The 26,913-nt window shown below is 35.9% G+C and carries 28 protein-coding genes; 21 read left to right on the top strand and 7 right to left on the bottom strand.

Annotated features, from left to right (window positions below):
- Nucleotides 1–45: 45 nt before the first annotated feature.
- The 4 genes from nrdE to plsY form a co-directional block, all read right to left on the bottom strand.
- Nucleotides 46–2,199 carry a class 1b ribonucleoside-diphosphate reductase subunit alpha gene (gene nrdE / locus RU87_RS07570; protein ID WP_068163568.1) on the bottom strand — a complete coding sequence of 718 codons (2,154 nt, stop codon included), beginning with the start codon at nt 2,197–2,199 and terminating at the stop codon, nt 46–48.
- Between the two features lie 3 nt (nt 2,200–2,202).
- A complete protein-coding gene (gene nrdI / locus RU87_RS07565) occupies nt 2,203–2,559 on the bottom strand; it encodes a class Ib ribonucleoside-diphosphate reductase assembly flavoprotein NrdI (protein WP_068163571.1) in 357 nt (118 codons plus the stop codon).
- The gene (gene nrdH / locus RU87_RS07560; RefSeq protein ID WP_068163574.1) at nt 2,556–2,774 is read right to left on the bottom strand and encodes a glutaredoxin-like protein NrdH; all 219 of its coding nucleotides are present in this window, start codon (nt 2,772–2,774) and stop codon (nt 2,556–2,558) included. Before nrdH ends, nrdI begins: the two co-directional genes overlap by 4 nt.
- Before the next feature lie 103 nt (nt 2,775–2,877).
- A complete protein-coding gene (plsY, locus tag RU87_RS07555; protein ID WP_068163576.1) occupies nt 2,878–3,519 on the bottom strand; it encodes a glycerol-3-phosphate 1-O-acyltransferase PlsY in 642 nt (213 codons plus the stop codon).
- A gap of 100 nt (nt 3,520–3,619) precedes the next feature.
- On the opposite strand from plsY, the gene RU87_RS07550 reads away from it, so the two are divergent.
- The 4 genes from RU87_RS07550 (at nt 3,620) to RU87_RS07535 (ending at nt 7,271) form a co-directional block, all read left to right on the top strand.
- Nucleotides 3,620–4,348 (top strand): XRE family transcriptional regulator, encoded by a 729-nt coding sequence (locus tag RU87_RS07550; RefSeq protein ID WP_068163579.1) that lies wholly within the window; start codon nt 3,620–3,622, stop codon nt 4,346–4,348.
- A gap of 123 nt (nt 4,349–4,471) precedes the next feature.
- Nucleotides 4,472–6,289 (top strand): glutamine--fructose-6-phosphate transaminase (isomerizing), encoded by a 1,818-nt coding sequence (gene glmS / locus RU87_RS07545; protein ID WP_068163582.1) that lies wholly within the window; start codon nt 4,472–4,474, stop codon nt 6,287–6,289.
- A gap of 104 nt (nt 6,290–6,393) precedes the next feature.
- A complete protein-coding gene (locus tag RU87_RS07540) occupies nt 6,394–6,816 on the top strand; it encodes an SRPBCC family protein (protein ID WP_068163585.1) in 423 nt (140 codons plus the stop codon).
- The gene (locus RU87_RS07535; RefSeq protein WP_068163589.1) at nt 6,816–7,271 is read left to right on the top strand and encodes a MarR family winged helix-turn-helix transcriptional regulator; all 456 of its coding nucleotides are present in this window, start codon (nt 6,816–6,818) and stop codon (nt 7,269–7,271) included. The genes RU87_RS07540 and RU87_RS07535 overlap by 1 nt, the downstream gene beginning before the upstream one ends.
- 110 nt (nt 7,272–7,381) lie before the next feature.
- Here the strand turns inward: RU87_RS07535 and gatD are convergent, their stop codons facing one another.
- Together gatD and murT are read right to left on the bottom strand one after the other, a co-directional pair.
- Complete coding sequence (gatD, locus tag RU87_RS07530; protein ID WP_068163592.1) at nt 7,382–8,158, bottom strand: lipid II isoglutaminyl synthase subunit GatD; 777 nt, start codon at nt 8,156–8,158, stop codon at nt 7,382–7,384.
- Entirely contained in the window at nt 8,155–9,501 is a 1,347-nt protein-coding gene (gene murT, locus RU87_RS07525; protein ID WP_068163595.1) for a lipid II isoglutaminyl synthase subunit MurT, read from the bottom strand. The genes gatD and murT overlap by 4 nt, the downstream gene beginning before the upstream one ends.
- 49 nt (nt 9,502–9,550) lie before the next feature.
- Here murT and RU87_RS07520 point away from each other — a divergent pair, with 49 nt between their 5' ends.
- The 17 genes from RU87_RS07520 to rnhB all read left to right on the top strand — a co-directional run bounded on the left by RU87_RS07520 (nt 9,551) and on the right by rnhB (nt 26,028).
- Nucleotides 9,551–10,426: an NAD(P)-dependent oxidoreductase gene (locus RU87_RS07520; protein WP_082782185.1), complete on the top strand. Its 876-nt coding sequence runs from the start codon at nt 9,551–9,553 to the stop codon at nt 10,424–10,426.
- Nucleotides 10,427–10,529: 103 nt separating this feature from the next.
- Entirely contained in the window at nt 10,530–11,027 is a 498-nt protein-coding gene (locus RU87_RS07515; RefSeq protein WP_068163598.1) for a GNAT family N-acetyltransferase, read from the top strand.
- 313 nt (nt 11,028–11,340) lie between these two features.
- Nucleotides 11,341–11,703, top strand: coding sequence for a hypothetical protein (locus RU87_RS07510; protein ID WP_068163601.1), 363 nt, complete (start codon nt 11,341–11,343; stop codon nt 11,701–11,703).
- Nucleotides 11,704–11,880: 177 nt separating this feature from the next.
- Nucleotides 11,881–12,588: a LytR/AlgR family response regulator transcription factor gene (locus tag RU87_RS07505; RefSeq protein ID WP_068163604.1), complete on the top strand. Its 708-nt coding sequence runs from the start codon at nt 11,881–11,883 to the stop codon at nt 12,586–12,588.
- 208 nt (nt 12,589–12,796) lie between these two features.
- Complete coding sequence (locus tag RU87_RS07500; RefSeq protein WP_068163607.1) at nt 12,797–12,985, top strand: hypothetical protein; 189 nt, start codon at nt 12,797–12,799, stop codon at nt 12,983–12,985.
- A gap of 485 nt (nt 12,986–13,470) precedes the next feature.
- Nucleotides 13,471–13,638 (top strand): hypothetical protein, encoded by a 168-nt coding sequence (locus RU87_RS09665; protein WP_156470820.1) that lies wholly within the window; start codon nt 13,471–13,473, stop codon nt 13,636–13,638.
- A gap of 503 nt (nt 13,639–14,141) precedes the next feature.
- A complete protein-coding gene (locus RU87_RS07485) occupies nt 14,142–15,134 on the top strand; it encodes a LacI family DNA-binding transcriptional regulator (protein ID WP_068163617.1) in 993 nt (330 codons plus the stop codon).
- Nucleotides 15,135–15,198: 64 nt separating this feature from the next.
- Entirely contained in the window at nt 15,199–16,872 is a 1,674-nt protein-coding gene (locus tag RU87_RS07480) for an alpha-glucosidase (RefSeq protein WP_068163620.1), read from the top strand.
- 1 nt (nt 16,873) lies between these two features.
- Nucleotides 16,874–18,802, top strand: coding sequence for a sucrose-specific PTS transporter subunit IIBC (locus RU87_RS07475; protein WP_068163623.1), 1,929 nt, complete (start codon nt 16,874–16,876; stop codon nt 18,800–18,802).
- 206 nt (nt 18,803–19,008) lie between these two features.
- Complete coding sequence (locus RU87_RS07470) at nt 19,009–19,809, top strand: SDR family oxidoreductase (RefSeq protein ID WP_068163626.1); 801 nt, start codon at nt 19,009–19,011, stop codon at nt 19,807–19,809.
- Nucleotides 19,810–19,830: 21 nt separating this feature from the next.
- On the top strand, nt 19,831–21,675 hold the full coding sequence (locus tag RU87_RS07465) for a BglG family transcription antiterminator (RefSeq protein ID WP_068163628.1): 1,845 nt from the start codon (nt 19,831–19,833) through the stop codon (nt 21,673–21,675).
- Nucleotides 21,672–22,130, top strand: coding sequence for a transcriptional regulator GutM (locus RU87_RS07460; RefSeq protein ID WP_068163631.1), 459 nt, complete (start codon nt 21,672–21,674; stop codon nt 22,128–22,130). The genes RU87_RS07465 and RU87_RS07460 overlap by 4 nt, the downstream gene beginning before the upstream one ends.
- A gap of 33 nt (nt 22,131–22,163) precedes the next feature.
- Complete coding sequence (gene srlA / locus RU87_RS07455) at nt 22,164–22,715, top strand: PTS glucitol/sorbitol transporter subunit IIC (protein ID WP_068163634.1); 552 nt, start codon at nt 22,164–22,166, stop codon at nt 22,713–22,715.
- A gap of 18 nt (nt 22,716–22,733) precedes the next feature.
- Nucleotides 22,734–23,744: a PTS glucitol/sorbitol transporter subunit IIB gene (gene srlE / locus RU87_RS07450; protein WP_068163640.1), complete on the top strand. Its 1,011-nt coding sequence runs from the start codon at nt 22,734–22,736 to the stop codon at nt 23,742–23,744.
- Nucleotides 23,745–23,774: 30 nt separating this feature from the next.
- Nucleotides 23,775–24,131: a PTS glucitol/sorbitol transporter subunit IIA gene (locus RU87_RS07445; protein WP_068163642.1), complete on the top strand. Its 357-nt coding sequence runs from the start codon at nt 23,775–23,777 to the stop codon at nt 24,129–24,131.
- Nucleotides 24,132–24,398: 267 nt separating this feature from the next.
- Nucleotides 24,399–25,274: a ribosome biogenesis GTPase YlqF gene (gene ylqF, locus RU87_RS07440; RefSeq protein WP_068163646.1), complete on the top strand. Its 876-nt coding sequence runs from the start codon at nt 24,399–24,401 to the stop codon at nt 25,272–25,274.
- A complete protein-coding gene (gene rnhB, locus RU87_RS07435; RefSeq protein ID WP_068163648.1) occupies nt 25,261–26,028 on the top strand; it encodes a ribonuclease HII in 768 nt (255 codons plus the stop codon). The genes ylqF and rnhB overlap by 14 nt, the downstream gene beginning before the upstream one ends.
- Nucleotides 26,029–26,033: 5 nt before the next feature.
- Here rnhB and RU87_RS07430 read toward each other — a convergent pair whose 3' ends face one another.
- Complete coding sequence (locus tag RU87_RS07430; RefSeq protein WP_068163651.1) at nt 26,034–26,780, bottom strand: mechanosensitive ion channel family protein; 747 nt, start codon at nt 26,778–26,780, stop codon at nt 26,034–26,036.
- Nucleotides 26,781–26,913 lie beyond the last annotated feature (133 nt).

The following is a 26,913-nucleotide window of genomic DNA, read 5'->3' as shown; positions in this document are numbered from 1 at the left end:
TGTATAAGTTTGATGAGTTACGTATTAACGCGTCTTAGTACGTGATTAAATCACACATGATTCACATTGGTTAGCGCCAACCTCATCACCATTATCTGTAAACGTACGGATATAGTAAATTGATTTGACACCTTTGTGATGTGCATAGTTACGTAAGATATTGAGATCACGTGTGGTTTGTTTACTGTCTGTTTTCCACTCGTAAAGTCCCTCAGGCATCTCGCTTCTTAAGAATAAGGTTAAAGATAAGCCTTGATCGACGTGTTTAGTAGCAGCAGCATAGACATCAATCACACGGCGCATATCTAAGTCATAGGCACTTGTATAATAAGGGATCGTATCAGTTGCTAAGTCACGCGCAGGATAGTAAATCTTACCTGTTTTCTTCTCTTGACGTTCTTCGATACGTTGTGTAATCGGATGAATACTTGCAGAAACATCGTTGATATATGAAATAGAGCCGTTTGGTGCGACAGCAAGACGATTTTGATGGTAGAGACCGTGTGTCATCACGTCTTGTTTCAGCTCACGCCAGTCTTGTGCAGTAGGCACTGCGATATGTGCAAATAAAGGTGCTATTTTTTCAGATAAGTCTTTATCTTCGATATATTGATCGAAGTAAGTGCCATCAGCGTATTTTGAGTTCTCAAACCCATCAAAGGTTTTGTTCAAGTTACGCGCGATATTCATAGATGATTTTAATGTATAGAAATTCAACAACATAAAGTAAACATCGGTAAATTCGATTGATTCAGGAGAACCATAAGCGATATGTTGTTTGGCTAAGTATGAATGAAGTCCCATCGCACCCAGCCCAATCGTATGTGCTTTTTGGTTACCATTTCTGATTGTTGGAACAGCATCAATATCAGAGTTATCCGTTACAAACGTTAAGGCTTTGACCATGCTATCGATTGATTTTTCAAAATCAGTTGTTTGCATGAGATTCACGACGTTAGTCGAGCCTAAATTACATGAGATATCAGTCCCCATTGTTTGGTAACTTTGGTCATCATTAATCACAGAAGGTGTTTGTACCTGCAAGATTTCAGAACATAAGTTACTCATGACAATTTTACCTGCTACTGGATTAGCACGATTTGCCACATCAATATTGATGATATAAGGGTAGCCTGACTCTTGTTGTAGTTTTGCGATTTCTTGTTCTAAATCACGCGCACGGATACGATATTTCTTGATGTCGTCATTAGCAACTAAGTTATCGTATTCTTTCGTGATATCGATATAGCTAAATGGTTGACCATATAAACGCTCTACATCATAAGGACTAAACAAGAACATATCTGCATTTTGACGCACAAGTTCGTAATATTTATCCGGTACTGTGATACCAAGTGATAAGGTTTTGACACGAACTTTTTCATCTGCATTTTCTTTCTTAGTTGATAAGAAAGCCATGATATCTGGGTGAAAAACGCTTAAATACGTGACACCAGCTCCTTGACGTTGGCCAAGTTGATTAGAATATGAAAAACTATCTTCGTAGAGTTTCATAACAGGCACAACGCCACTAGCAGCATTTTCGATACCTTTAATCGGTGCACCAGCTTCACGTAGGTTAGATAAGTTAATCCCAACACCACCACCGATACGAGAGAGTTGAAGTGCTGAGTTGACTGAGCGACCGATACTGTTCATATCATCAGTAGCTTGAATTAAGAAACACGACACAAGCTCACCACGACGAGAACGACCAGCATTTAAAAAACTTGGTGTAGCTGGTTGATACCGTTGGTTAATCAACTCATCTGCAAGTGATTTAGCAAGTTCTGTATCGCCATCAGCAAAGTAGAGGGCGTTCATCAAGATACGATCTTCGATGTTTTCTAAATAATACTCACCATCATTTGTTTTGAGGGCATATTGTTGATAGAACTTATAGGCTGCCATGAACGATTTGAATTGGAAGTTTTGTGCATATAACCAATCAGATAACTCAGTAATAAAGGCAATACTATATTTTTTGATAAAAGCTGTTTCCAGATAATCATTGGCTAATAAGTAGTCAATTTTATCGGCAACTGTTGCAAATTTTTTGAGGTTAGGTTTGACATTTTCCTCAAAGAAGGCAAGTAGTGCTTCGTGGTCCTTATGCAATGGAATTTGTCCATCAACAGGAATATTAATTTCATTATTGAGACGGAAATAAGTCACGTCAGTCAAAGTTTTAAGAGACATAGATTAATAACTTTCTAAGATATTATTAACGGCGTCGACATCTTCAGTCGTACCATTGAACTCAAAATCATACAAGATAGGCACGTGAAATTCTGCTGAGATATCTTTGGCTGTATAGATATATAAATCAGCGAAATTTCGGTTGCCGCTGGCGATAATACCTTGGCAAAGTGCCGCATTTTCCGACATAAAATCCCAAACCTCTTGAAGAACATCTTTTTCATAGGTTGGGATTATTAGGATAAACGGTTCAGATAAGCTAAGTGTACTAGAGATTTCAGCTACGTGCTCATCTGATAAATTTAGTTTTTTAACAAAACGTGATACTTGCCTTGTCACACTATAATAGGCAATGTTCATATCAATTTAGCCAGCTCAGTTGGACGGAAACCAGAAAATGATAGGGTATCTTTGACGATAATAGGTGCAGCCATGAATCCCATCTCTCTAACTTGATCGATATATTGTGGTTGTTCGTCAATATTTATTTCTTGAAATTGCACTGCTTTGTCAACTAACCATTTTTTGACCATGTGGCATTGCATGCAATTATTTTTTGAAAATACTGTTACCATATTGCTTCCCCTTTAAAAGAATTTATTCTCTTATTTTAGCAAGAAAAAAAGTTTCCGTCAATAATAAAATACTATATCATGTGCTTAGACAGAAAAAAACACACTATATATTGTGTTTTTGGTGTGTAAGATTTAAACCGAAATTAAAAATATTTTCTGTCTTATTGCGTATTCTGACTATATTTTCTCGATGTCTAATGATAATAAACGACGCAATAAACAAAATAGTAATCGTAAATAACCAGTCATAGGAAACAAAAATAATATGAAAAAATGGTAAGACTAAAATTAAAATAGCAGCAGTAGCGGCACAGACGATACTAGAAAATGAGACCATGCTGGTTAAGTAGAATGTGAGTAAGAAAAGAATTCCTAATATCACCACAAACCAAGGACTATACCCTAGGAAAAGCCCAGCTGCAGTTGCGACTGCTTTACCACCTTTAAAGTGATTAAAGATAGAAAACGTATGGCCAAGCACAGCAATCAACCCAAATAAAGCAGGGCTAATCGTATGGATACCTAATAATGACGGTAAGATAGTCGCTAATGTCCCTTTTAGGCAATCAAGTATAAATACAACAATGCCAGCTTTTGTCCCTAAAATGCGAAAGGTATTGGTTGTCCCAATATTACCAGATCCATAATCTTGTAGATTCTTGTGAAAAAAAACTTTGCCAATCCATAATCCAGAAGGAATTGACCCTAGTAGATAGGCGATAATTAATAATAATGTCGTTGTCATTTCTATATTATAACAAAAAAATGATTGTTTGACATTAGCATCTAAAAAATATATACTAGTGTTAGTTTTAAAAACTAACAAAAGAAAGAAGAGATGATGGATGCCATTTCATGAAAATTTAAAGCGTTTGAGACAAGCTCAAAACCTATCACAACGTGAATTAGCTAAACGTTTAGGTGTTGCCAATACCTCTTATTTTGCTTGGGAACAAGGGAAAACGCGACCAAAACAAGAGAATATGGAAAAGCTAGCACGTCTATTAAAGGTGACACCAGAAGTGTTATTAAAAGATGAAAGCTCAGAGTTGTTAACCATGTTTAAGCAACTCTCTGATAGTAGACAGAGGAATGTGATGCGCTATACTAAAGAACAATTAAGCACGCAAGTTCAAGCTAACCAAGATCAAGTTATCCAGGAACAAGATAATCACGATCAAGATAAGGTCGTTACCCTTTATCCATATAAAGTATATGAAAAATTATCAGCTGGAACAGGATTTTCTTATATGGATGATGGTAGTTATGATACCGTTTATTTTGATGCTGAGATGGACTACGACTTCGCCAGTTGGGTGTATGGAGATTCTATGGAACCGGTATATGCTGATGGGTCTGTTGCCTTAATTAAAGATACAACATTTGACTATGATGGTGCGATTTATGCTATCGACTGGGAAGGGCAAACTTACATTAAAAAAGTTTATAAAGAATCAGAAGGCTTGCGTCTGGTATCACTGAATGAGAAATATCAAGATAAGTTTGCACCTTTCGATGAGTCACCTAGAATCGTTGGTAAAATCATCGGTAACTTTTATCCGGTAGAGGTTTAAAAATAAGTATACCAATATTTATAATTTAATCATTGACATTTCATTTTCTTTTGTATATGATACATATATCGGGTTTTTATATTCAGATAATGACCTATACCAATTTTAAGAAGAGGAAATAATATGTGTGGCATTGTAGGAGTTGTAGGGAGTAGAAATGCACGTGATATTTTGATGCAAGGCTTAGAGAAGCTAGAATATCGTGGGTATGATAGTGCAGGTATCTTTGTTACTAATGAAGCACAAGCTGCTCATTTAGTTAAATCAGTTGGTCGAATTGCGGATTTAAGAGAAAAAATCGGTATGGAGGTGACAGGTACTTCAGGTATTGGTCATACCAGATGGGCAACACATGGTAAACCAAGCGAAAGTAATGCACATCCACACCAGTCTGCGGATGAACAATTTGTTTTAGTACATAATGGTGTGATTGAGAACTATCTTGAGATCAAAAGAGAATACTTGGCTGATGATCATTTTACTGGTGAAACAGATACAGAAATTGCTGTTCACTTGATCGCAAAACTGGCTAAAGAAAAAAATCTAAGTACAGCTGATGCATTTAAAGCAGCACTTAATATTATAGAAGGTTCTTATGCTTTTGCTTTGATGAATGTCTTAGAACCTGACGTGATTTATGTTGCAAAAAACAAATCACCACTCTTGATTGGGCTTGGTGATGGGTACAATATGGTCTGTTCAGATGCCATGGCTATGATTCGAGAAACAAGTGAATTTATGGAAATCCATGATAAAGAACTTGTAACGCTCACAAAAGATGGTGTGCTCATCCAAGATGCAGCTGGTAATAAGATGTCACGTGAGCCTTATACTGCAGAATTAGATATCTCTGATATTGGTAAAGGGACATATCCGTTTTATATGCTCAAAGAGATTGATGAACAGCCTGCTGTCATGCGTAAACTCAGCCAACTTTACACAGATGATGCAGGTAATGTGACAGTAGATCATGCGATTATTGATGCTTTAGGTCAAGCAGACCGTATCTATATCATTGCAGCCGGTACTTCTTATAATGCCGGATATGCGAGTAAGTATGTTTTAGAAACTTTAACAGAAAAACCAGTTGAGTTGGGGATTGCATCAGAGTGGGGCTATAATATGCCAAGACTGTCTGAAAAACCATTCTTCATCTTTTTATCACAATCTGGTGAAACTGCAGATAGTCGTCAAGTCCTAGTGAAAACAAATGAGTTGGGTATTCCAAGCCTAACTGTAACGAATGTGCCTGGATCAACCTTATCACGTGAAGCAAGTTTCACGATGTTATTACATGCTGGCCCTGAGATTGCAGTTGCCTCAACTAAAGCATATACTGCACAAATAGCAGCCCTTTCCTTTTTAGCCAAAGCAGTCGGACAAGCAATAGGTAATGAAGCAGCAGCCGCATTTGATATTGTGCATGAGTTATCTCTTGTCGCTCAGTCTATCGAAGCTACGCTGTCTGAAAAAGAGTTGATTGAAAGTAAGGTAGCAGGGTTACTTTCTGATACACGTAACGCTTTTTATATCGGTCGTGGACAAGACTACTATGTATCTATGGAAGCAAGTTTGAAATTAAAAGAAATTTCATACATTCAGTGTGAAGGATTTGCAGCTGGTGAGTTAAAACATGGTACAATCGCTTTGATTGAAGAAGGCACACCAGTGATCGCATTGATTTCAAATAATCCAAAAGTCGCTGCGCACACACGTGGTAATGTCTCTGAAGTTGTTGCACGTGGTGCCCATGTGATTACAATCGTTGAGCAAGAAGCGGCTACAACAGAAGATGATATCATCATTAATAATGTTCATCCGTATCTATCAAGCATTTCTATGGTTATTCCAACACAACTGATTGCGTATTATGCAAGCCTACATCGTGGTCTAGATGTAGATAAACCACGTAATTTAGCTAAATCAGTTACAGTTGAATAGTAAAAGAAAAAACAATCTAATCAAAAGATTGTTTTTTTATTGACTCAATTTATAATAAGTGTTAATATAATAAGTGTACTTATTAAAAATATAAGGAGATTAGGATGAAATATAGTTTTGAAATGACAACAAAAGCAACACCAGAGGAAATTTGGCATAATTATTCAGATGTGCAAAAATGGTTTATTTGGGAAGCCGATCTTTTAGATATTAAGTTGGATGGTCCGTTTCAAACAGGTGTTTTTGGTGAAATGACATTAGAAGGTATGCCACCACTAGCATTTGAGTTGGTAGAGGTGCTAGATCATCGCAGTTTTTGTGATGTAACTAAAATTCCAGGTATAGGGTCCTTATACTTTAATCACGAACTTATCCCTACTGTTCAAGGAACAGTCATTAAACACAGTGTTGAGTTAGTATGTATAGCTGATAATGAGGAAGAAAAGCAGTTATCTTTTTTAACACAAGTATTTTCTGATGTGCCTCAAGCCATCTTTTCGTTAGCTAAGGCATCGGTAAAAAGCTGATGGTATTTGAGTCTAAATATGCTGATGATTCAACAAAATCAATCGGTTTTTCCTTTATTAAAGCATATAATATTTGGCATAGAAAAATAAAAAAAGAGTTGCTGGATATCGGATTAACACATCCACAGTTTGTCGTTCTTGCAGCACTTGGTTATCTTGCTTCACATCAAGATGAAGTGAAACAAATTGATGTCGCAGCTAGTGCAGATATGGATGTGATGACTTGCTCTACGATAGTTAGAAACTTAGAAAAAGGCGACTTACTTTATCGCCAAAACTCAATACGTGATACACGTGCAAAGATCTTGTCAATAACTGTAGCAGGCAAGCAGGTATTAACACAAGCTTTAAAAATTGTCGAGAGCGTTGATGACTCGTTTTTTGCAGCACTTGGCGATGAACAAGATACCTTTAATCAGAGTTTACACCAGTTGATTCAAAACGCCCATGAGTAACGATATCACTCATCAGTTTGGATGACTGAGCTAATTTAAAACAAAATCCCCCTTTTGCGATAAGGGGGATTTTGTTCATAGATGAGTGACAAATAAATACTAGCTACAGATTAATGCTCAACTTTTCTTTTGCTATCTGTAATTTGTTGGCCTTTAGCTTCATCTGATAGAATATCCTCAAAAAGCGGCAGGTCAATCGTCTCGTATTTTTCTAGCAAAGCTTGACGGATGATGCGGTAAGCAAGTCTTGCATTACGAGATAAAATAGGGCCATGAAAGTATGAGCCAAAGACGTTTTTATAGTGTAGTCCTTCAGTACCATCTTCACCATTATTACCTTGACCAGAGATGACTTTCCCTAGAGGATTTTGAGTTGAAGCTAAGAAAGTTCTGCCTTGGTGATTTTCAAAGCCATAATACGTTTCATCAAACGCTTCATTATAGATTTCGATATCACCTATAAAACGATTGTTTTCTTGACTCAACGTGTAGTGGTCCATGGCACCAATGCCTTTAATTTTTTGACCACTCGCATCTGTATAGTATTGTCCCAAAAACTGGAAGCCACCACAAATAGCAAGCATGACGCCATCGTTTTCGATGAAGCGTTTGAGTTCAACAGCTTTCGATGGTAAGTCTTCGCTGACGATGACTTGCTCGTAGTCCTGGCCGCCACCAAAGAAAACTAAATCATAGTCATCTGCGTTAAAGTCATCCTCAAGTGACACGATATCAAAAGTCATTTGAGCACCTAGTTTTTCACCGACATATTTCAACATCAAAATGTTACCGTTATCACCGTAGGTATTCATCAGATCGCCATAAAGATGAGCAACGCGAAGTGCATGTGGGAAAGTGCCATCAGACTTGATAGAAGTATAGGTCATTTCATTTCTCCATTCACATAGTGTCTTGTTGCGAGTATCTCACGCATTTCTAGCATAGCGGTATAAGTTGCAAGGATATAAACATGTTGCGTATCTTGTTGTTCGATCAAACTGATCACATCACTAAGTTTTTCTGATTCAGTAATCTTATCTTTATCAAAACCAGCAACACGGATACGTCTGGCCATCTCACTATGTCTAACACCACCTGTAATAACCTGAGTAACAGGGAGTTGATTGATAAGCTCAAAATTAGCATCCCAGATCCAACTTGTATCGATACCATCAGCATAGTTAGCATTGAGTAGTGCGACAAGAGAAAAGTCATAAGGTGCTAGTTTCATCATATCTAAGACTTGATTGGCACCGACTGGATTTTTAATCAAAACAAGTGTGCAACGTTTATCGCCAACGTTAAATGTTTCTTGGCGACCAAAAACAGCATGTGAATGTTGAAATCCTTGTTTGATGAGTGTTGCGTCAAGACCAAAATATTCGGCAACAGATACAGCAGAAAGGGCATTATAGATATTATAAAGTCCACCAACATTTATCTTATAATCAGCTCCATCAATCACAAACTCTGATGACGTATTTGTAATAGCTGTTAACTGTGACAAGCAATACGTTAAGTTAGGACGATGGAAACCACAATTTTGGCAGATATAATCCCCTAAATTAGCATAGGTATTCATCTTAAAATCTAATATATGCTTACAATTTGGACACAAAACCCCTTCAGTATTGTAGTGGGCACGACGTGGCTCATGACTCTCGTGATCAAATCCATAGTATTGCACGGGATTGACTAATGTTTTGGTATTAAATAATGGACTATCTCCGTTTAACAAAACAGTCGCTTTAGGGGCATTAGCAGCACCTTTTATAATAAAGTCATAAGTCGTATAGATTTCACCGTAACGGTCCATCTGGTCACGAAAGATATTTGTAAAGACAAAGAGGCTTGGTGTGATATAGTTTGTGACAGCAGGAAGGCTCGCTTCATCTATTTCAAGTACAGCGATATTTCGACCTGTTTTCTTTTGCTTACTTGATAAAAAAGTAGAGACAATCCCTGTTATCATGTTTGCACCAGTTGTATTCGTGACGATATGCCCAAAGGCATTTTCAAGGATACCTACAGTCAAAGCAGTTGTCAGTGTTTTACCATTTGTCCCTGTTACAACCACGATTTCATAATCACGTGCGAGTTTATCAAGTATTTTGGGGTCTATTTTAAGTGCGAGTCTTCCTGGGAACGTAGAGCCACGTTTAAACAGTTTTTTAAGTATAAATTGGCTCGATTTTCCAGCGAAAATCGCTAAATGCGTTTTAAATGTCATGACACTATTTTACCATATTTTATGTTAAAATTTGAGTGGAGGTATACACATGATAGAAAATAAAATGATTGGATTTATCGGATTGGGTGTCATGGGACATGCAATTGCAGATAATTTACTGACAGATGGGGTTTCTCTAGTCGTCTATAACCGAACTGCAAAAAAAGCCGACGACTTGGTTGCTAAAGGCGCTATTTATGCCTCAACACCAAGAGAAGTCGCACAACAAAGTGATATAATCATGACGATGGTCGGCTACCCAACTGATGTAGAAAGTGTTTATTTTGATCAAGAAACGGGTATCTTTTCTGGAATTTCAGCTGGAAAAATTGTGATTGATATGACCACCTCTACACCAACTTTAGCTAAGAAAATAGCTGAAAAAGCTAATACATTAAGCGTTCTTGCTCTTGATGCACCTGTTAGTGGTGGTGATATCGGTGCTAAAAATAGAACGCTAACCGTCATGGCTGGCGGAGATCAACTCGCTTTTGATCAAGTAGCTGATGTATTTAGTCATATCGCTAAAAAATGGCAGTACTTTGGTTCTGCAGGTAGTGGTCAACATGTTAAAATGGCAAACCAAATCGGTATCGCAGGGACAATGACAGCACTAACCGAACTATTAGTTTATGCAAAAGCTGCCGGATTACCCTTACCAGATGTACTCGACACCTTATCTGCTGGAGGTGCTAATACTTGGTCGCTAACTAATTATGGGCCAAGGATCTTAAAAGCCGACTATTCACCAGGTTTTTTTGTCAAACATTTTATTAAGGATTTAAAAATTGCATTAGATGAGGCACAAAAGATGGGATTAACGTTGCCAGCTACACAAAATGCGTTAACACTCTATGACCAATTAGCTGAAGCAGGCTATGAAGATGAAGGCACACAGGCATTAATCAAGTTATGGTGGTCATAACCTGATTAAACCTGATAGGTGATGATACCGTTAATATAAACGCTGTTAAAAGCATTAGTTTACGTAATTTTTATTATGTAAACAAAAGGACAGGAAGAAGAAAATGAAGATACGCCCATTAGAAAGAAATGATTTACCCTTTATACACCAACTTGATAACCATAAACAGACGATGGCACTTTGGTTTGAAGAACCCTATGAGTCTATAGATGAGTTAACTAGTCTCTACGATAAACATATTCACGATAATACAGAACGTCGTTTTGTCATCGATTTAGATGGCGATTTTGCAGGTGTTATCGAATTAGTTGAGATAGATTATATCCATCGAACCACAGAAATTCAGATTATTGTTAGAAAAAAATATCAAGGTCGAGGACTGGCAAAAAAAGCAATACGTGAAGGACTGGATTATGCATTTAATATGTTAAATATGCATAAGGTTTATCTCTATGTTGATGTCGATAACCAAGTGGGTATTCATATCTATGAAGGCGTTGGCTTTGTTAAAGAAGGCGTTATGAGACAACAATTTTACGCTAATGGCAGATATCATGATAGCCTCTTTATGGGGATTTTTAAAGATGAAGTGATGCTATAAGTTTGACTTTTAATTGAGTTAATTGAGTTAATTGAGTTAATTGAGAAAAAGGCCTTGGTCTTTTTTTATTGTTATGTTAATAAATGAATACAAAGTCTGGTTATAGGTTAAATGTTTCAAATAACTAACGCTATATGTTATACTAAAATTATAGATTAAGTGATATTATGTGTAAATATCATATTAATTATATAATAATGTGTAATATATGATAAATAAAAAAGAAAATATCTAGTCAGTGTTGCTGCATGATTTGGGTAGTTACTTTTATAGAAAATAACTTGATAGTGATCAGTTCAAAGGAGATATCATAATGAACCAGCACCAAAACCGTATGATTAGAGATTTTTTTGCAACAGTTTCTTTTATTTTTTTGTTAGATATCATCCGGTCGATCATCAGTAATAATGATAGTTTTTATTCCCTTCAGCCTGTAAGAGATATTTGGGATATTGCGATACTATTTTTAATCGTAGGCTATGTTAGACATAAAAATATCAATGCAATAAAGTTAGTTGGTCTATTCTTTGTGATTTATATGATGATCACGATTGGGAGTGAGATGTTTGATATATCATGGCAAATAGATAATTTATTAGCTTATATATTGATTGTATCTTGTGTAGGCTATCTTACTTATTGGTGTATTCGGGTTATCAAAACAAAATTGAGATAGAATAGCTTGGTAAGTCCTTATAATTTTGGAAATATATGGTAAATAGAGACTTCGGTCTTTTTTTTATGTGCATCACAGTAGGTCGATACAAAATAGTATTTAACGATGAAATATTTGTAATTATTAATAAAGGTGTTATAATAAAAATATCAATATAATTAAAGGGAGGATAGTGTATTGGACACGCAAATAAAAATAGCACTTTGCCATGATGAAGCAGTAAGTTTAATTAGACAACAAAATCTTATATCGATGATTTTAAGAGATATGAAAATTTACAACTTCAGTATTAAACTGTTTTGTTGTGCTAATACATTGTTAGAGGCAAAAGAAGGATTTGATTTAATTTTTTTAGACACAACCTTATCAGAAACTCATGCGTTTAAGCTAGCTGATTCTCTAGTAAATCAGCATAATTATCTTAAAATTATCTATGTATCTAGTGAGTTGACGCTAAGTCAAGATAGCTTGCGGCACCATGCCTTTCGTTTCTTATCAAAGCCGTTACAATATGATGATCTCAAAGAAGCATTAGCAACATTTTTAAGGTTTCAATCTGAGCACCAGATTTCTTTATGTTTTGAACAGAAACAAATCCGAAGGGTATGGTTAAATGAGATTATTTATGTTGAGGCAATAGAGAAGCAATCCGAATTTTATTTTGTAGATAATAGTTGTTTTGTAGATAACAAACGTTTGAAATATTGGCGAGATTATTTAGCGAATTATCCATTATTTTATAGTGAATCTAGACTGCACATCATTAATCTGAAAGAAATTGTGTGCTTAAATAATGAAACAAAAGAAGTTGAATTTAAAGATTTCAGTATATCATTATCTAGACGGGAATTTACAAAATTAAAAAAAATTTTGTTGGATCAGTAGTTAGCTTTTGACTAATAAACTAGTTTACTAAATACCACTAGCATATGAGACCACTTAATACCTATTTTTGACCAGTTATCTAAACTGGTCTTTTTTTAAAAATGAAATTGAGGTAATATATAATCAAAATATAAATTAAAAGATAAGTTATGAACTAAGTAATGGTTAGAAATTTTACCTTATTACTTTAAAAAAATGTGGAGAAGATATGAGTAAAATAGAAATTCAAGAGGGTAAGCGATTAAAGTTAGTTAACGTAGTAGTCAACTCATTAGATCAAATTCAACCGGCAGAACTTGATTATGAGATTAATAAAATGTTAACTAATGGTAAATTATTTATTCCCATTGGCGTAAACATGCCATTAGTAAGTTGGGTTAGGACTATTCGAGTTTAGATGTTTAAAAAAACAAACTTTAATAACTGGATCATTATTATCATTCTATCTGCTAATTTAGTATATAAATTGATGAGCAGTAATTACGACTACTCTTCTCCGATCATTGGTTTCACGTTTATTTTTTTGGTAGCTAGAAAAATTTATGTGCTAAAAAGTTTCAAAAAAACTTATAACGTAGATATTATGCATGTAAAAATTAAAAGTTTTTGGCATATGGCTGAGATAATACTAACATTAGAAATTTATTTATGTACACCGCAGTTTGAAAAAGGAATGCTAAATGGTATAACAACGAATTTAGGCACAAACTTGATATTCTATACCATTCCTAGTTTATTAATGTATCGGTTTATTATATATAGGAGTCTTGAATTAAAGTAATATATTTTTATTTTACGTTATTGTTTTGATGTAGGATAAAATACATAAAACAATATACTTTGAAAATTAAAGGACTTAAGAAATTAAAGGAGAACATGAACATGAGAGTGCCTAGAAAATATGTTGAAATGACAGAAGAAGAAATGACTTATGCTGACGGTGGTATTCAGGTATATAAAAATTTGAAGTCTCGTGGTGGTAGTGGAAGCTTCAGTAACCGTAAGAGTTATATTGGAGCTGGTAATTTTGTATGGGATATAAAATTTTGATAATTTTGAAAAAACTTAAAGCTTTGTTATTTTATGATATACTCACATTTTTCTTTCCCTTATTAGGTTTTTCTTTATCTATTTTGAAGAAAGATGGTTCTATTTTTTTCTTAACAAATAGAGAACTGCGAGTACTAGTTTGTATTTATATAGGTATAGCAAGTCGACATATTAAAAACGAAAAACGGCTATCTTTTTAGTGCATCGATAATTTGTCTATCATTGCTCGCTCTAGTTATTTATTTTATAAATGGACGAAGTGACAATTTAATAGTCCTGATTGTGTCTCTATTTATGGTAAGTATAAGTGTTATGATCTGGCTGATACAAAGAAAGTCTCAGTAATTGGTGTTTCAAATATTTAAAAAATACAGATGTTTCATACTGGATACATAAAACAAAAACAAATAAATGACTATTTTTTAAAATAAGTGTTGACAAGATTGATTGAAAGCGCTATTATACATATATGGAATCGATTTCACATCAACGAGGTATTTAAAATGGCGACCATATCTGATGTTGCAAAGTTAGCAGGTGTTGGCAAGACAACTGTATCTAGGGTACTGAATGATCATCCTTATGTTTCTGATATGAATCGGGAAAAGGTTGAAGCTGCTATGGCAGAATTGAACTATGTGCCTAGCATTGCTGCTAAAAAATTAAGAGGACAAAGTAGTCAGATTGTTGGCGTCATTGTCTCTCGGATTACCAATCCATTCTTTACGTCTTTAGTAGATGCTATCGAGCAAGAGGCTGTGAAAAAAGGTTATCGGTTAATTTTTTTCCAAAGTCGCAGTGATAAAAGTGAAGAGCTAAGGTTCTTAGATATGCTTAAAAATGGACAGGTAGATGGTATCATCATGTGCTCTGTTGAAAATGACATTGCCTTGATTGAACCTTATCGACAGTTTGGTGTGATTATCCTATGTAATGAAGTGTTCAAAGGGTCAAAATTGCCAAATGTAGCACTTGATCAAACTCAAGGTGCCTATCTTGGTACTAAGTACTTGATCGAGCAAGGACATCAAACGATTGCTTACTGTACAGGGGGTGATTATGAAGGTGGCAATCATGGTCAAGCAAGAAATAAAGGATTTCAAAAAGCGATGTCCGAGTCTAATCTAAGCGTAGATAACAATCTTATCTTTCGTCAGGTTCACACTGTTGCAGATGGTAGAAAAGTAGCTAAACAGTTGATGGATCTAACACATCTACCAACAGCTGTATTCACTAGTGGTGATGAGATTGCAAGTGGCATGATTGCCCAATTTTTAGAAGCTGGTGTCAAAGTGCCAGAAGATATAGCAGTACTAGGCTATGATAATCAGCCATTTGCTGCCTTAGTCGCAAAGCCATTAACTACGGTAAATCAACCCGTACAAGCATTAGGTCGAGAAACGTTTCGATGTTTCATCGCAGCAATTAATGCAAAACCATATAAAATGAACTCAGAAGATTTGACTTTAACGTTAGTTAAAAGAGAATCTGCCTGATTTATTTATAGCAAACATGGTATCGATACCATATTTAAATTAATCAAAATAGAAAGTAGACAACATGAAAAAACACTGGTGGATGGGCGAGGTCGCCTATCAGATTTATCCTCGAAGTTTTGCGGATGCCAATCAAGATGGTATCGGTGACTTGAAAGGGATTATCGAGCATTTAGATTATCTTAAAAATTTAGGGATTACCTTGATTTGGTTGAGTCCCATGTATCCTTCACCCATGGCAGATAATGGCTATGATATTTCCGATTATTATGGCATAGCTGATGAGTTCGGCACCATGGAAGACTTTGATTTATTAGTCTCAGAAGCCAAAAAACGTCAGATTAAAATTATTTTAGACCTAGTTGTGAATCATACTTCTGATGAACATGCTTGGTTTAAAAATTTGCTGGCTAATCCCGACAGTCCTTATAGAGATTATTATATCTTGAAACAAGCTGATCAGGCGCCAACGAATTGGCGATCAAACTTTGGTGGCAATGTATGGGAACCATTACCAAATGGTGAACCGAATACCTATTATTTTCACTCATTTCATAAAAAGCAACCTGATTTAAATTGGGAAAATCCTAAGATGCGCAAAGACATTTATCAAATGATTCGTTTTTGGTTAAACAAAGGCATTGCAGGGTTTAGAGTAGATGCGATAAACTTCATCAAGAAAGATCAAACTTGGACTAATCTACCTGCAGATGGTATAGATGGCCTAGCTAAAGTGACCAAAGCAGGTCGAAATATGCCAGGCATGGAAAACTTTTTAAATGAACTCAAGCAAGAAGCCTTTGAAGGATTTGATGTTGTGACTGTCGCTGAAGCGGCCGGAGTTGATTATCCTAATTTACCGGAGTTTATCGGTGAGACGGGCTATTTTGACATGATTTTTGATTTTAAATGGGCCGATCTTGATATCAAATCAGGCAGTGAGTGGTTTAAACGAAACGATTGGTCTATTGCTGATTTACGAGAGTTGATTGTCAAGCAACAACTAGCCATGCAAGCTGCTGGATGGTCTGCAAACTTTATCGAGAATCATGATCAGCCCAGATCAACCTCAAAATATTTAAAAGCTGCTGAAACAAATAGTGATGCGATTAAAACACTTGGCGCTATGTATTTTTATCTTAGAGGCACACCTTTTATCTATCAAGGTCAAGAACTTGGTATGACTAATTTTAAACGCCAGTCAATCGATGAATTTGACGATATTTCAAGTATTGATCAATACTATCGGGCAATAGATGAAGGCTTGAGTGCACAAGAAGCTTTGGAGATCATTAATTTAAGAAGTCGAGATAATTCACGTACCCCTTTCCCATGGACAAGTGATGTAAACGGTGGGTTTTCAACTGTCACACCTTGGTTAGCAAGCACAGAGAATTACGATAAAATAAACGCAGCACAAGCATTACAAAACCCTGATAGTTTATATTATTTTTATCAAAAAATGATTCATATCCGTCAAAGTCATGACGTTTTGATATATGGTGACTTTAAGCCAATAACCCCGATAAGTGACACTGTTATTGCCTATCAACGGATAAGTGATGGGAAACGGATTTATGGTTACTTTAATTTAGGAGAGACTGAGGTGTGTGAACCACTCAAGGTATATCATCCTCATGTTCTGCTTACGACGCGAGAAACAGGTGCTATACTAACTGATAACACAGTAACACTAAAGCCCTTTAGTGGTATCTTAATAGAAGAATTAGGAGAGTAATATGACGCAAGACTACAGAGCAACTGCTCAGAAAATCGTTGATATTGTTGGGAAAGATAACATCATTTCAGCTACGCATTGTCAAACTAGACTTCGTTTTGTCTTAAAAGATAGATCTGCCAGTGATGATAAAGCACTTGAACAGCTTGACTTAGTTAAAGGTGTTTTCTTTAATGGTGGTCAATATCAAATCATTCTAGGCACTGGAATCGTTAATAAAGTTTATAACGAAATCGAAAACATTGGGATAAAATCTGTTTCAAAAGCTGAACAAAAAGAATATCTGAAAGAAAATGAAACTGGCATGAAAAAGGTGATGCGGATTTTAAGTGAAATCTTTATCCCGATCGTCCCAGTTATCGCAGCAACAGGTTTATTTCTAGGGTTAAAGGGTGTCCTCTTTAACGATACTTTCTTGCACTTATTTGGCGCATCAGTTTCTGATATTCCTCAGAGTCTACAACAAATCACCTCAGTGATTACGGATACAGTTTTTGGTTTTTTACCAGCATTAATCGTCTGGTCAACCTTTAAAGCATTCAAGGCGACACCTGTTATTGGTATCGTGATTGGGTTGATGTTAGTCTCTCCTATTTTACCGAATGCCTATGCTGTGGCAAATCCAGCATCAGGCGTTAAAGCGATCATGGCTTTTGGGTTCATTCCAGTCGTAGGTGCACAAGGCTCAGTACTTTCAGCAATTGCAGCAGGTATCATCGGTGCTAAGATTGAACTGTTCCTTCGCAAAAAAATGCCAAATGTACTGGATGTGATTTTCACACCATTTGTGACGATGCTTGTTACCTTCCTAATCATGATTCTTGGTATTGGGCCAGTCTTGCATACAGTAGAAAATGGCATGGTCGGTGTTGTCGAATGGTTAGTTACCCTACCATTTGGCGTTGGGGGATTTGCGATTGGGGTTGCCTATCCACTTATGGTAATCATCGGTATCCACCATACCTTAACGATGGTAGAAACATCACTCTTAGCCAATACTGGGTTTAACGCGTTGATCACGATTTGTGCTATGTACGGATTTGCAAATGTGGGAAGTTGTTTAGCTTTCAGTATGCGTTCAAAAAATCAAAAAGTAAAATCAACCGCAATTGGTGCCATGTTATCTCAGTTGTTTGGTGTGAGTGAACCGGTCTTGTTTGGTCTGTTAATTCGTTGGAATTTAAAACCACTCCTTTGTGTGCTTTTCACCTCTGGTTTAGGTGGCGCTGTCTTATCTGCTTTTCATATCCAATCTAATTCTTATGGTTTAGCTGTTATCCCATCCTTCTTGATGTACATCTATAGTGCTCATCAATTTATCGTTTATGCAGTCGTAGCTGCTGGTTCTGTCGCACTTTGTTTTGTATTAACGAGTATATTTGCCATTCCTGATGAAGTACTTGTACCGGAATCTATTATTGCTGCTGAAATCGAAGAAGCTAAAACAGAAGTCCGTGACTTAAAAGATGAGGTTGTCTTTTCGCCAATCTCAGGCCAAGTGCTTGACTTAACATCTGTTAATGATCCAGTATTTTCTAGTGAAATGATGGGTAAGGGTGCAGCAATTTTACCTGCTGAAGGACGTGTTTATGCACCAGCTGATGGCACGTTGAGTCTTGTTGCTGAAACAGGTCATGCTTATGGGATAGAAACGCGAGACGGTGGCGAAATTTTGATTCATATCGGTATCGATACGGTCTCACTTGGTGGCAAACATTTTGATGTCAAAGTACATGCTGCACAACAAGTTAAGAAAGGTGACTTACTGGGTACATTTGACATCGCTGGCATCAAATCTGAACAACTTGATCCTACTGTTATGGTCATTGTGACAAATACCTTGAATTATTCTAGTATTAAAACAATTCCATCATTTAGACAAACAGTGGGTGTTGGTGAACAATTATTAGCCCTAAATACCGCTGAATAAAGAAAATCACCATATGCTAAAAAAACATGCTGATGAGTTGCTCATTTGCGTGTTTTTTTCTTTTCGATAGCTTAGCGTAACGATCCAAAGAGACATGAGATAATCAATTCAGGTATCAAATTTTTTATGATAGAAAAAATATGCGTCTTAATTTTGTAAACGCTCTCGTTTATACTTAAGTTATCAAAAGAAAGGAAGTATAAGAAATGAAGGATTGGTTAGGAATCAAAGGAAAGATTTACCTAGTGACAGGAGGATCATCTGGTATCGGTAAAGCGATTGTAGAGGCTTTGTTACAAGAAGAAACGACTGTCATTAATCTTGATATTCAAGACAGTGAGATAACTGATAAAAACTATCTTTTTATTCAAACTGACGTGACAAATCGCCAAGCAGTAGAAACAGCAGTCGAGGTGGTAGTAGATAAATTTGGTACAATAGATGGTGTTGTCAACAACGCTGGGATCAATATACCAGCACTTTTAGTTGATCCACAAGACACACATGGAAAATATGAATTATCAGATGATAGCTTTGATAAAATGACCAGTATTAATCAAAAAGGACTATTTTTAGTTGCACAAACAGTTGGACGGATATTGGTCGCAAAAAAATCAGGTGTCATCATTAATATGGCAAGTGAAGCAGGGCTCGAAGGTTCTGAAGGGCAAGGTGCTTATTCAGGAACAAAAGCTGCTGTAATTGGCTACACGCGTTCTTGGGCTAAAGAACTCGGTAAATATAACGTCAGAGTAGTAGGAATCGCACCAGGTATCATGGAAGAAACTGGGCTACGTACATTAGCTTATGAAGAAGCACTAAGTTACACAAGAGGAAAAACAGTTGAAGAATTAAGAAAAGGATATGCCAATACGAGTGCGACCCCACTTGGTCGTAGTGGTAAACTTTCAGAAGTTGCAGATTTAGTTTGTTATTATTTAAGTGATCGCTCTAGCTATATAACTGGAATTACAACAAATATAGCCGGCGGAAAATCTAGAGGGTAAGAATGATTAGGAGTTGGTTGGATGAGTGACAGTAAAAAATATGTCATCGTAAGTACTTTACTACAATATGGAGACATGACACTTGCTGAGTTGGCACAAAAAACGACTTTTTCAGCTCATATTATTAAAAATAAAATTGCAGAGCTCAATCAACTCTTAAAACAAGAAGCAACTATTACGTCAATAGGACTAGGTTATCGACTGAACATTTTAAATCATGAAAGATTTGATCGGTTGTTTTCAGGCAAGTTTCACGCGCTTAGTGATTTTAATTCTTCGGGTAAACGTAAAGCTTATATTTTAAAATGCTTAGTTGATGAGCCCTATACATTAAAAAGCCATTTATCTGATGTGATGCAAGTGGCTGATACAACACTGACAAAAGATCTTCGTCAATTAAGAGACGTACTAGCAAATTTCCAACTCGTATTATCTGGTAGACCTAATCGAGGTCTACAATTAAGTGGAGAAGAAAGTCAAATTCGTTTAGTATTGATCCACCATGTTATCGATTATTTACCAGATGATTTTAGGTTATCGCCTAAGATTCAAACTGCTGTAGATCATTATGCTATGGTTAAAAACATCGAGAAAAAGAGTCATGATCTGTTAGAAAAAGCGCTAGCTGTTTCTCTATATCGACTATCAAAACTGCACGGTATCAACTCTTATCCTTATTATTATAATAAGGTATTACTCAATCAGGAATTAGAAAGTTTATTTGAGAAAGTTGAGACTGAGATCGGCTTAACACTCAGTTATTATGAAAAAGAATTTATTCAGTTCCCTGTTTATGTTTATTTTAATCAGTTAACTGAAATTGCCTTAGATGACAAGGATGAAAAAGTTTTAGAAACTGTTTTTCAGGAGATGATATCAGAAGTTGAAAAGCAGTTCTTAATTAAGATTGATCAACCATTATTTTTAGAAAAAATAAATACACATCTGATTACCATGTTAAATCGTATCGTATTTCATGTCAAACCATCAGATATCTTTATCGGTGAAATTGAAACGAGTTTTCCTGTAGCGTCAAAAATGGCAAGAGTTGCATTAAATAGTCTCTCTAACCTGTTACAAACACCTATAGAGGTAGCTGAATTAGGCTATTTAACCGTACATTTTGAATTATTATTACAAGAACGAAATCAACAGAGCTATCATCATATTGCGATTGTATCAAATGGTAGCCTTGCCATTCAAACCATGATTAAGCAGCGAATAGCTGATATTGTTGGCAGTAAAACGCAAATCACAACCTTGACTGAGCAGGCTGCGAAGCAAACAGATTTGAATTGTTACGATGTGATTTTTTCAACAGTTTATCTAGATGTTACAACTATAGATGCGATTATCGTTCGCATCAGTCACCTATTTGATGAAGAACGGTTATCAAAAGTTTGGTTAGATTTTCAATATGGTAATCATATGTTCTTTGATGAAGAGATTATTTATCAACAGGAGTTGCAGGTTGGCCTTTCTTATCAAGAAAATATGTCGTTAATCCTAGATACTTTGTTGTTAGATCAGTTAATCGATGACACATTTATCAGTCAAGTACACCATAATTATTTTGTTGAAAATGGCATTGTTTTCCCACATGCAACAAATACACGTTTGACTGAGCCTATACTATCTATAGCAACTTCAAAGGAAGGAATCGTGCTTGAAGACGAAAAAATTTATATTATTTTTCTACTCGCTGTCCCAAGTACTATGTCCCCGAGAACTGAAAAGATGACTTTGGCTATTTATGATATGGTGTTTAATTTGATGCGTCATAGTCACTTAAGAAATAGCTTATTAAACATAGAAAGTCTGACAGACTTAGTCGACTTTTTAAATAAAGGAGGAACTGTTGGATGAATACTTATCTATTGATTGGCGGCTTAATTACCATTGCCTATGTTTGCCAAATATTATTAGCTCTTAAGCAGATTAAACACTTTAATCAAATTTATGCTTGTTTAAGAAAACAAGGCAAAGTAGCGATTGGTAGAAGACCAGGAAAAGTAAAATCAGGAACGATTGCAATGTTTGCGATCAACGCAAGCGGTGATATTTTAGATGCTAAACTCATGCAAGGTGTTACGGTATTAGCTAAATTCAAAGATAAAGAAACCTACATCGGTGAGAATATTAATCATTTAACTGAAACACATGAAAAAGTTCAAAAAGAAAATAAATTAACGCAACAAGCAATAATTGATGCAAGAAACTTATATCTTGCAGTAGCAAGTAAAACCTACCACGAACCGACACCTTTAAGCCCATTTACAATGATACGTGCTCAGTTGTCGGGAATATTTAAAAAGAGCTAAAACGCAAGCGTTTTAGACATTAGGAGGAATAAAATGAAGGTAATTATTAAACTAGCAGATGGGTTTATGCATCTGTTTCAAGTTGGTGGAGAAACATTTATTTCATGGATGACAGGTATTGTTCCGGTTGTTCTCATGCTTTTAGTCGCTATGAACGCTTTGATAGCTTTAATTGGAGAGGATAAGATTGCGATTGTTGCACAAAAAGCGTCAAAAAATCCTTTAGGCAGATATATGCTTGTTCCATTTCTTTCAGCTTTTATGCTTGGGAATCCGATGAGTCATACAATGGGTCGTTTTTTACCAGAGTTTTATAAACCAGGATTTTCTGCAAGTATTATGCAATTCAACCATACAAGTAATGGTGTCTTCCCACATATTAATCCAGGAGAGTTGTTTGTATGGCTTGGGATTGCTTCAGGTATTAAAACACTAGGACTTAACCAAATGGATTTGGCAATTCGTTATTTACTAGTTGGACTTGTCATGAATTTTATAGGCGGATGGGTAACGGATTTCATGGTGACTTATGTTAGTAAACAGCAAGGTGTTACCTTAAGTAAAACAGTAAAAATTGACGAGTAAGTGAATGAGGAGAGAGTTATGACTGATTATAAAAGTATTATTGTTCATAAAGGGCAAGGTGGCTATGGTGGTCCTTTAGTGATTAAACCAACTGAGGAAAAGCATAAGTTTATCTATGTGACTGGTGGTGGGGAACGCCCTGCTATTGTTGACAAAATAGAAGCATTAACGGGTATGGAAAGTGTTAATGCCTTCAAAACGTCTATTCCAGATGCTGAGGTTGCATTGGCAATTGTTGATTGTGGCGGAACACTACGTTGTGGTCTTTATCCTAAAAAAGGGATACCGACAATTAATATCGTTGCGACTGGTAAATCTGGCCCATTAGCACAATACATTAATGAAACAATTTATGTTTCAGCTGTGACGGAGAAAAATATTACCTTGTACGAAGGAGCCAAAGGTCCTGATTATCAAGAAGTAGCCGTTGAAACACAAGCTAACACAAGTAACGCAACCTTTGATACGAGTAAAAAAATTACTGAGCAACGTGCAGCAAATGGATCAATCATTGCAAAAATTGGTATGGGAGCAGGTAAAGTTGTTGCGATTTTTAATCAAGCAGCACGTGAGTCAGTTCAAACGATGCTAAATACTGTTATTCCTTTTATGGCATTTGTGTCATTACTGATTGGTATTATTCAAGGTAGTGGTATTGGGAAATTATTAGCCAATACATTGGCACCACTTGCAGGTAATATCTGGGGATTGATGTTGATTGGATTTATCTGTAGTTTACCCTTCTTATCTCCGCTTTTAGGACCTGGAGCGGTCATTAGTCAGCTCATCGGATCGCTAATTGGTGTAGAGATTGGTAAGGGAAATATTCCACCACAATTTGCTTTGCCAGCACTCTTCGCCATCAACACACAAAATGGGTGTGATTTTATCCCTGTTTCACTAGGATTGATGGATGCAGAAACCGAAACAGTTGAAGTGGGTGTACCTGCTGTCTTATATTCAAGATTTTTAAATGGTTTACCTCGAGTTGTTGTCGCATGGTTAGCAAGTTTTGGCTTATATAGATAAGTAGAGTTGTGTAAAATAGAGGAGAAAAAGATGTCAGTTTTTGAAACAAAAGTACAAGCAATCGGCTCAGAAGCAGCATTATTTAAAGAAGATAATATGTTGATTTTATTTGGTGATAATGCACCAGAAGGATTAAAAGATTATGCTTACCAAATTATCATGAATCAAGCTAAAGAAGATATCACGACAGATATGGTGTTAAGCATTTGTCAAACAAGCTTTGTAATCACGGCAGTAGGAAATCTTGTGACAAAAAATCTGAATCAATTAGGACATATTACAATGTCATTTACAGGTGATAGCACTGCTAACTTACCAGGAACTTTATATTTAGAAGCAAAAGAAATCCCCGAGATTACAGAAGGAACAGAGATAGCGATAGCTTAACGTGTCATAATATTCAATGATATATGCCTTAACTATTTTGTCACTAAGGAGTATATACACATTTACTAATCAATCATAGCGTATGAGGCTGCTAAGCGCTCCTATATGCTATGATTTTTTGTATGAAGAAGTGAATATAGAGATACTTTCTATCATATTTTTGACCCCGCTAAAAAATACACCAAAACTATGGTAGAATAAAGGTAACAATACGTCATCAGACAACAAAGAAATCAGCTTTCTTTGTCATATAAGGAGTTAGTAAAAATGGTAGTAATTCAGTGGTTTCCTGGACATATGTCTAAAGCACGTAGACAGGTTCAAGAAAATTTAAAGCATGTGGATTTGGTAATGGAGCTAGTAGATGCGAGATTACCGTTATCAAGTCGTAATCCCATGTTAGATAAAATTATCGGGACTAAACCTCGCCTAGTGATTATTAACAAAAAGGATCTAGGAAATGAGTTAGAAACGCAAAAATGGGTTCATTATTTTGAAAAACAAGGTATTTTAGCCGTTAAAATTAATGCCAAAGAGCAACAAACAGTCAAAAAATTGACTAAGGCAGCAAAGGAAGTGTTAGCTGATAAGCTAGAACGTGCAGAGTCACGTGGTATCCAAAATAAAGCCATCAGAACGATGATTATTGGGATTCCTAATGTAGGTAAGTCAACCTTAATGAACCGTTTAGCCGGTCGCAAAAGTGCCATCACAGGTAATAAACCAGGCGTGACGAAAGGGCAACAGTGGTTGAAGACCAATGAAGCACTTGAAATTCTTGATACACCAGGGATTCTTTGGCCTAAATTTGAAGACCAAACGATTGGTTTAAAACTTGCATTAACAGGTGCAATCAAAGATGAGTTAATCCCGAAAGATGAGATAACGATTTTTGGCCTTGACTTTTTTAGCAAGCATTTCCCAAATGAATTGCAGTCACGTTATAAGTTGGGTGATGCTGAGTTAAGTATGCCAGCTGTTGACTTAATCGTCTTATTAACGAAAAAGTATGGTTTTAGAGATGATTATGATCGGTTTTACGATTTATTCATCAAAGACGTTAGAGATGGTAAGTTAGGCACTTATACGCTAGACATTGTAGGCGAACTTGAAGATGAGGATGAGATTCATGGCGACGATTAAAGCTATCGGGGAACAGTTAGCATCAGTCGTAGAACTGTCTGATCCTTTGTTTGAGTTACTTGAGCAAGACGGGAGATTAGGTGTTCAAAAACTCATAGCTAAACGTAAACGCCAACTGTTGGCTAACATAGCTGAAGCCAAACGTCTTGAAACATTACTTATTCATGAACGAGAACTTTACATAAATAATATTATGTTAATTGCTGGGATAGATGAGGTTGGTCGAGGTCCGTTAGCTGGTCCAGTTGTTGCAGCAGCAGTTATTTTACCTGAGAATTGTAAAATAGCAGGATTAAATGATAGTAAACAAATCTCTAAATCACAACATCAGAAAGTGTATGATGAGGTAATCGCGCAAGCACTTGCAGTAGGTATCGGCTGTATCGATCATCAAGTGATTGATCAGGTAAATATCTATGAGGCGACGAAACTCGCCATGTTACAAGCTATAGATCAGCTTACTATCAAACCACAACATCTATTAATAGATGCAATGCAGTTAGCAGTTGATATCCCTCAAACATCTCTTATCAAAGGCGATGCCAAGTCGATGTCAATTGCAGCTGCGTCTATCGTCGCTAAAGTCACGCGAGACAAGTTAATGGCTGAGTATGATAAACAGTACCCCGGTTATGATTTTGCACATAATGCAGGTTATGGGACAAAAAAACATCTGCAAGCACTTGTTGAACAAGGCGTCATAGATATCCATAGACGTTCATTTGAACCCATTAAATCAATGAAAAATGACTAAGTAACTTAGTCATTTTTTTCGTAATAGGCTGCAAGTAGATTAGTTTGTTCACTAGAGATATCCTCGTAGTGACCACTTATCTTACTTCTGAGATATATCGTATCTTCAAGTGTTACCATTCCTATAAATTCAACATTATCATAGGTTTCATTAACAGATAAAACACGTTTTTTGAGTGACGTTACAGTATCCAGCGTAACGGGTACATCCACAAATAAGCTAGTAGTCGTTCTGGATAAATTTGATAGTGCGATAATATTTCGATTTGGGATGAAGGTGATACCATTACTAGCGCTAGTTAAAGTTAATGACCTAATAGAGATTGCACTGACTTTACCTGTAATATCTAAATTTTGGAAATATACAGTATCACCAATATTAACTTGATGTTCGAAGATGATAAAAAACCCATTAATGACATCACTCATCAGATCACGACCAGCAAAACCAAGTGCGACACCAATAATACCAGCACCAGTTAACAATCTACCAATAGGTAAGCCAAAAATACCTAAAATAGTATAGATATAGAGGAAGATGGTAAAATATTGGGCGATAGAGAGGATGAGTCTGGATAAAGTTAAGATTCGTGCATTATCCATCAGATTAAGATGGCTGTAATTGTCAAATAGATGCTTAACGATACGTTTGATAATCCGATAAAATATATAAAATAAAACAGTAGCTAGGACTAATAAAATAATTTTTTCTATAGCACTGTCAAAATATGGTTCAAGGTGTAGAAATTTCAAAGGGGATCTCCAAATTAACAATTTTCAGAAAATTGTGGTAAATTCTTGCAAAAACAGGTAAAAAGTACTAAAATAAGTATAACAAATTTTTAGAAAAGATGGGTTTTTATAACCCTTAGAGTTGAGGATATTT

The sequence above is a fragment of the Pseudolactococcus plantarum genome (genome assembly GCF_002441715.1).
GTDB lineage: Bacteria > Bacillota > Bacilli > Lactobacillales > Streptococcaceae > Pseudolactococcus > Pseudolactococcus plantarum.
Note: the sequence above shows the minus strand (reverse complement) of the source record. Positions and strands in the feature narration are given on the sequence as shown.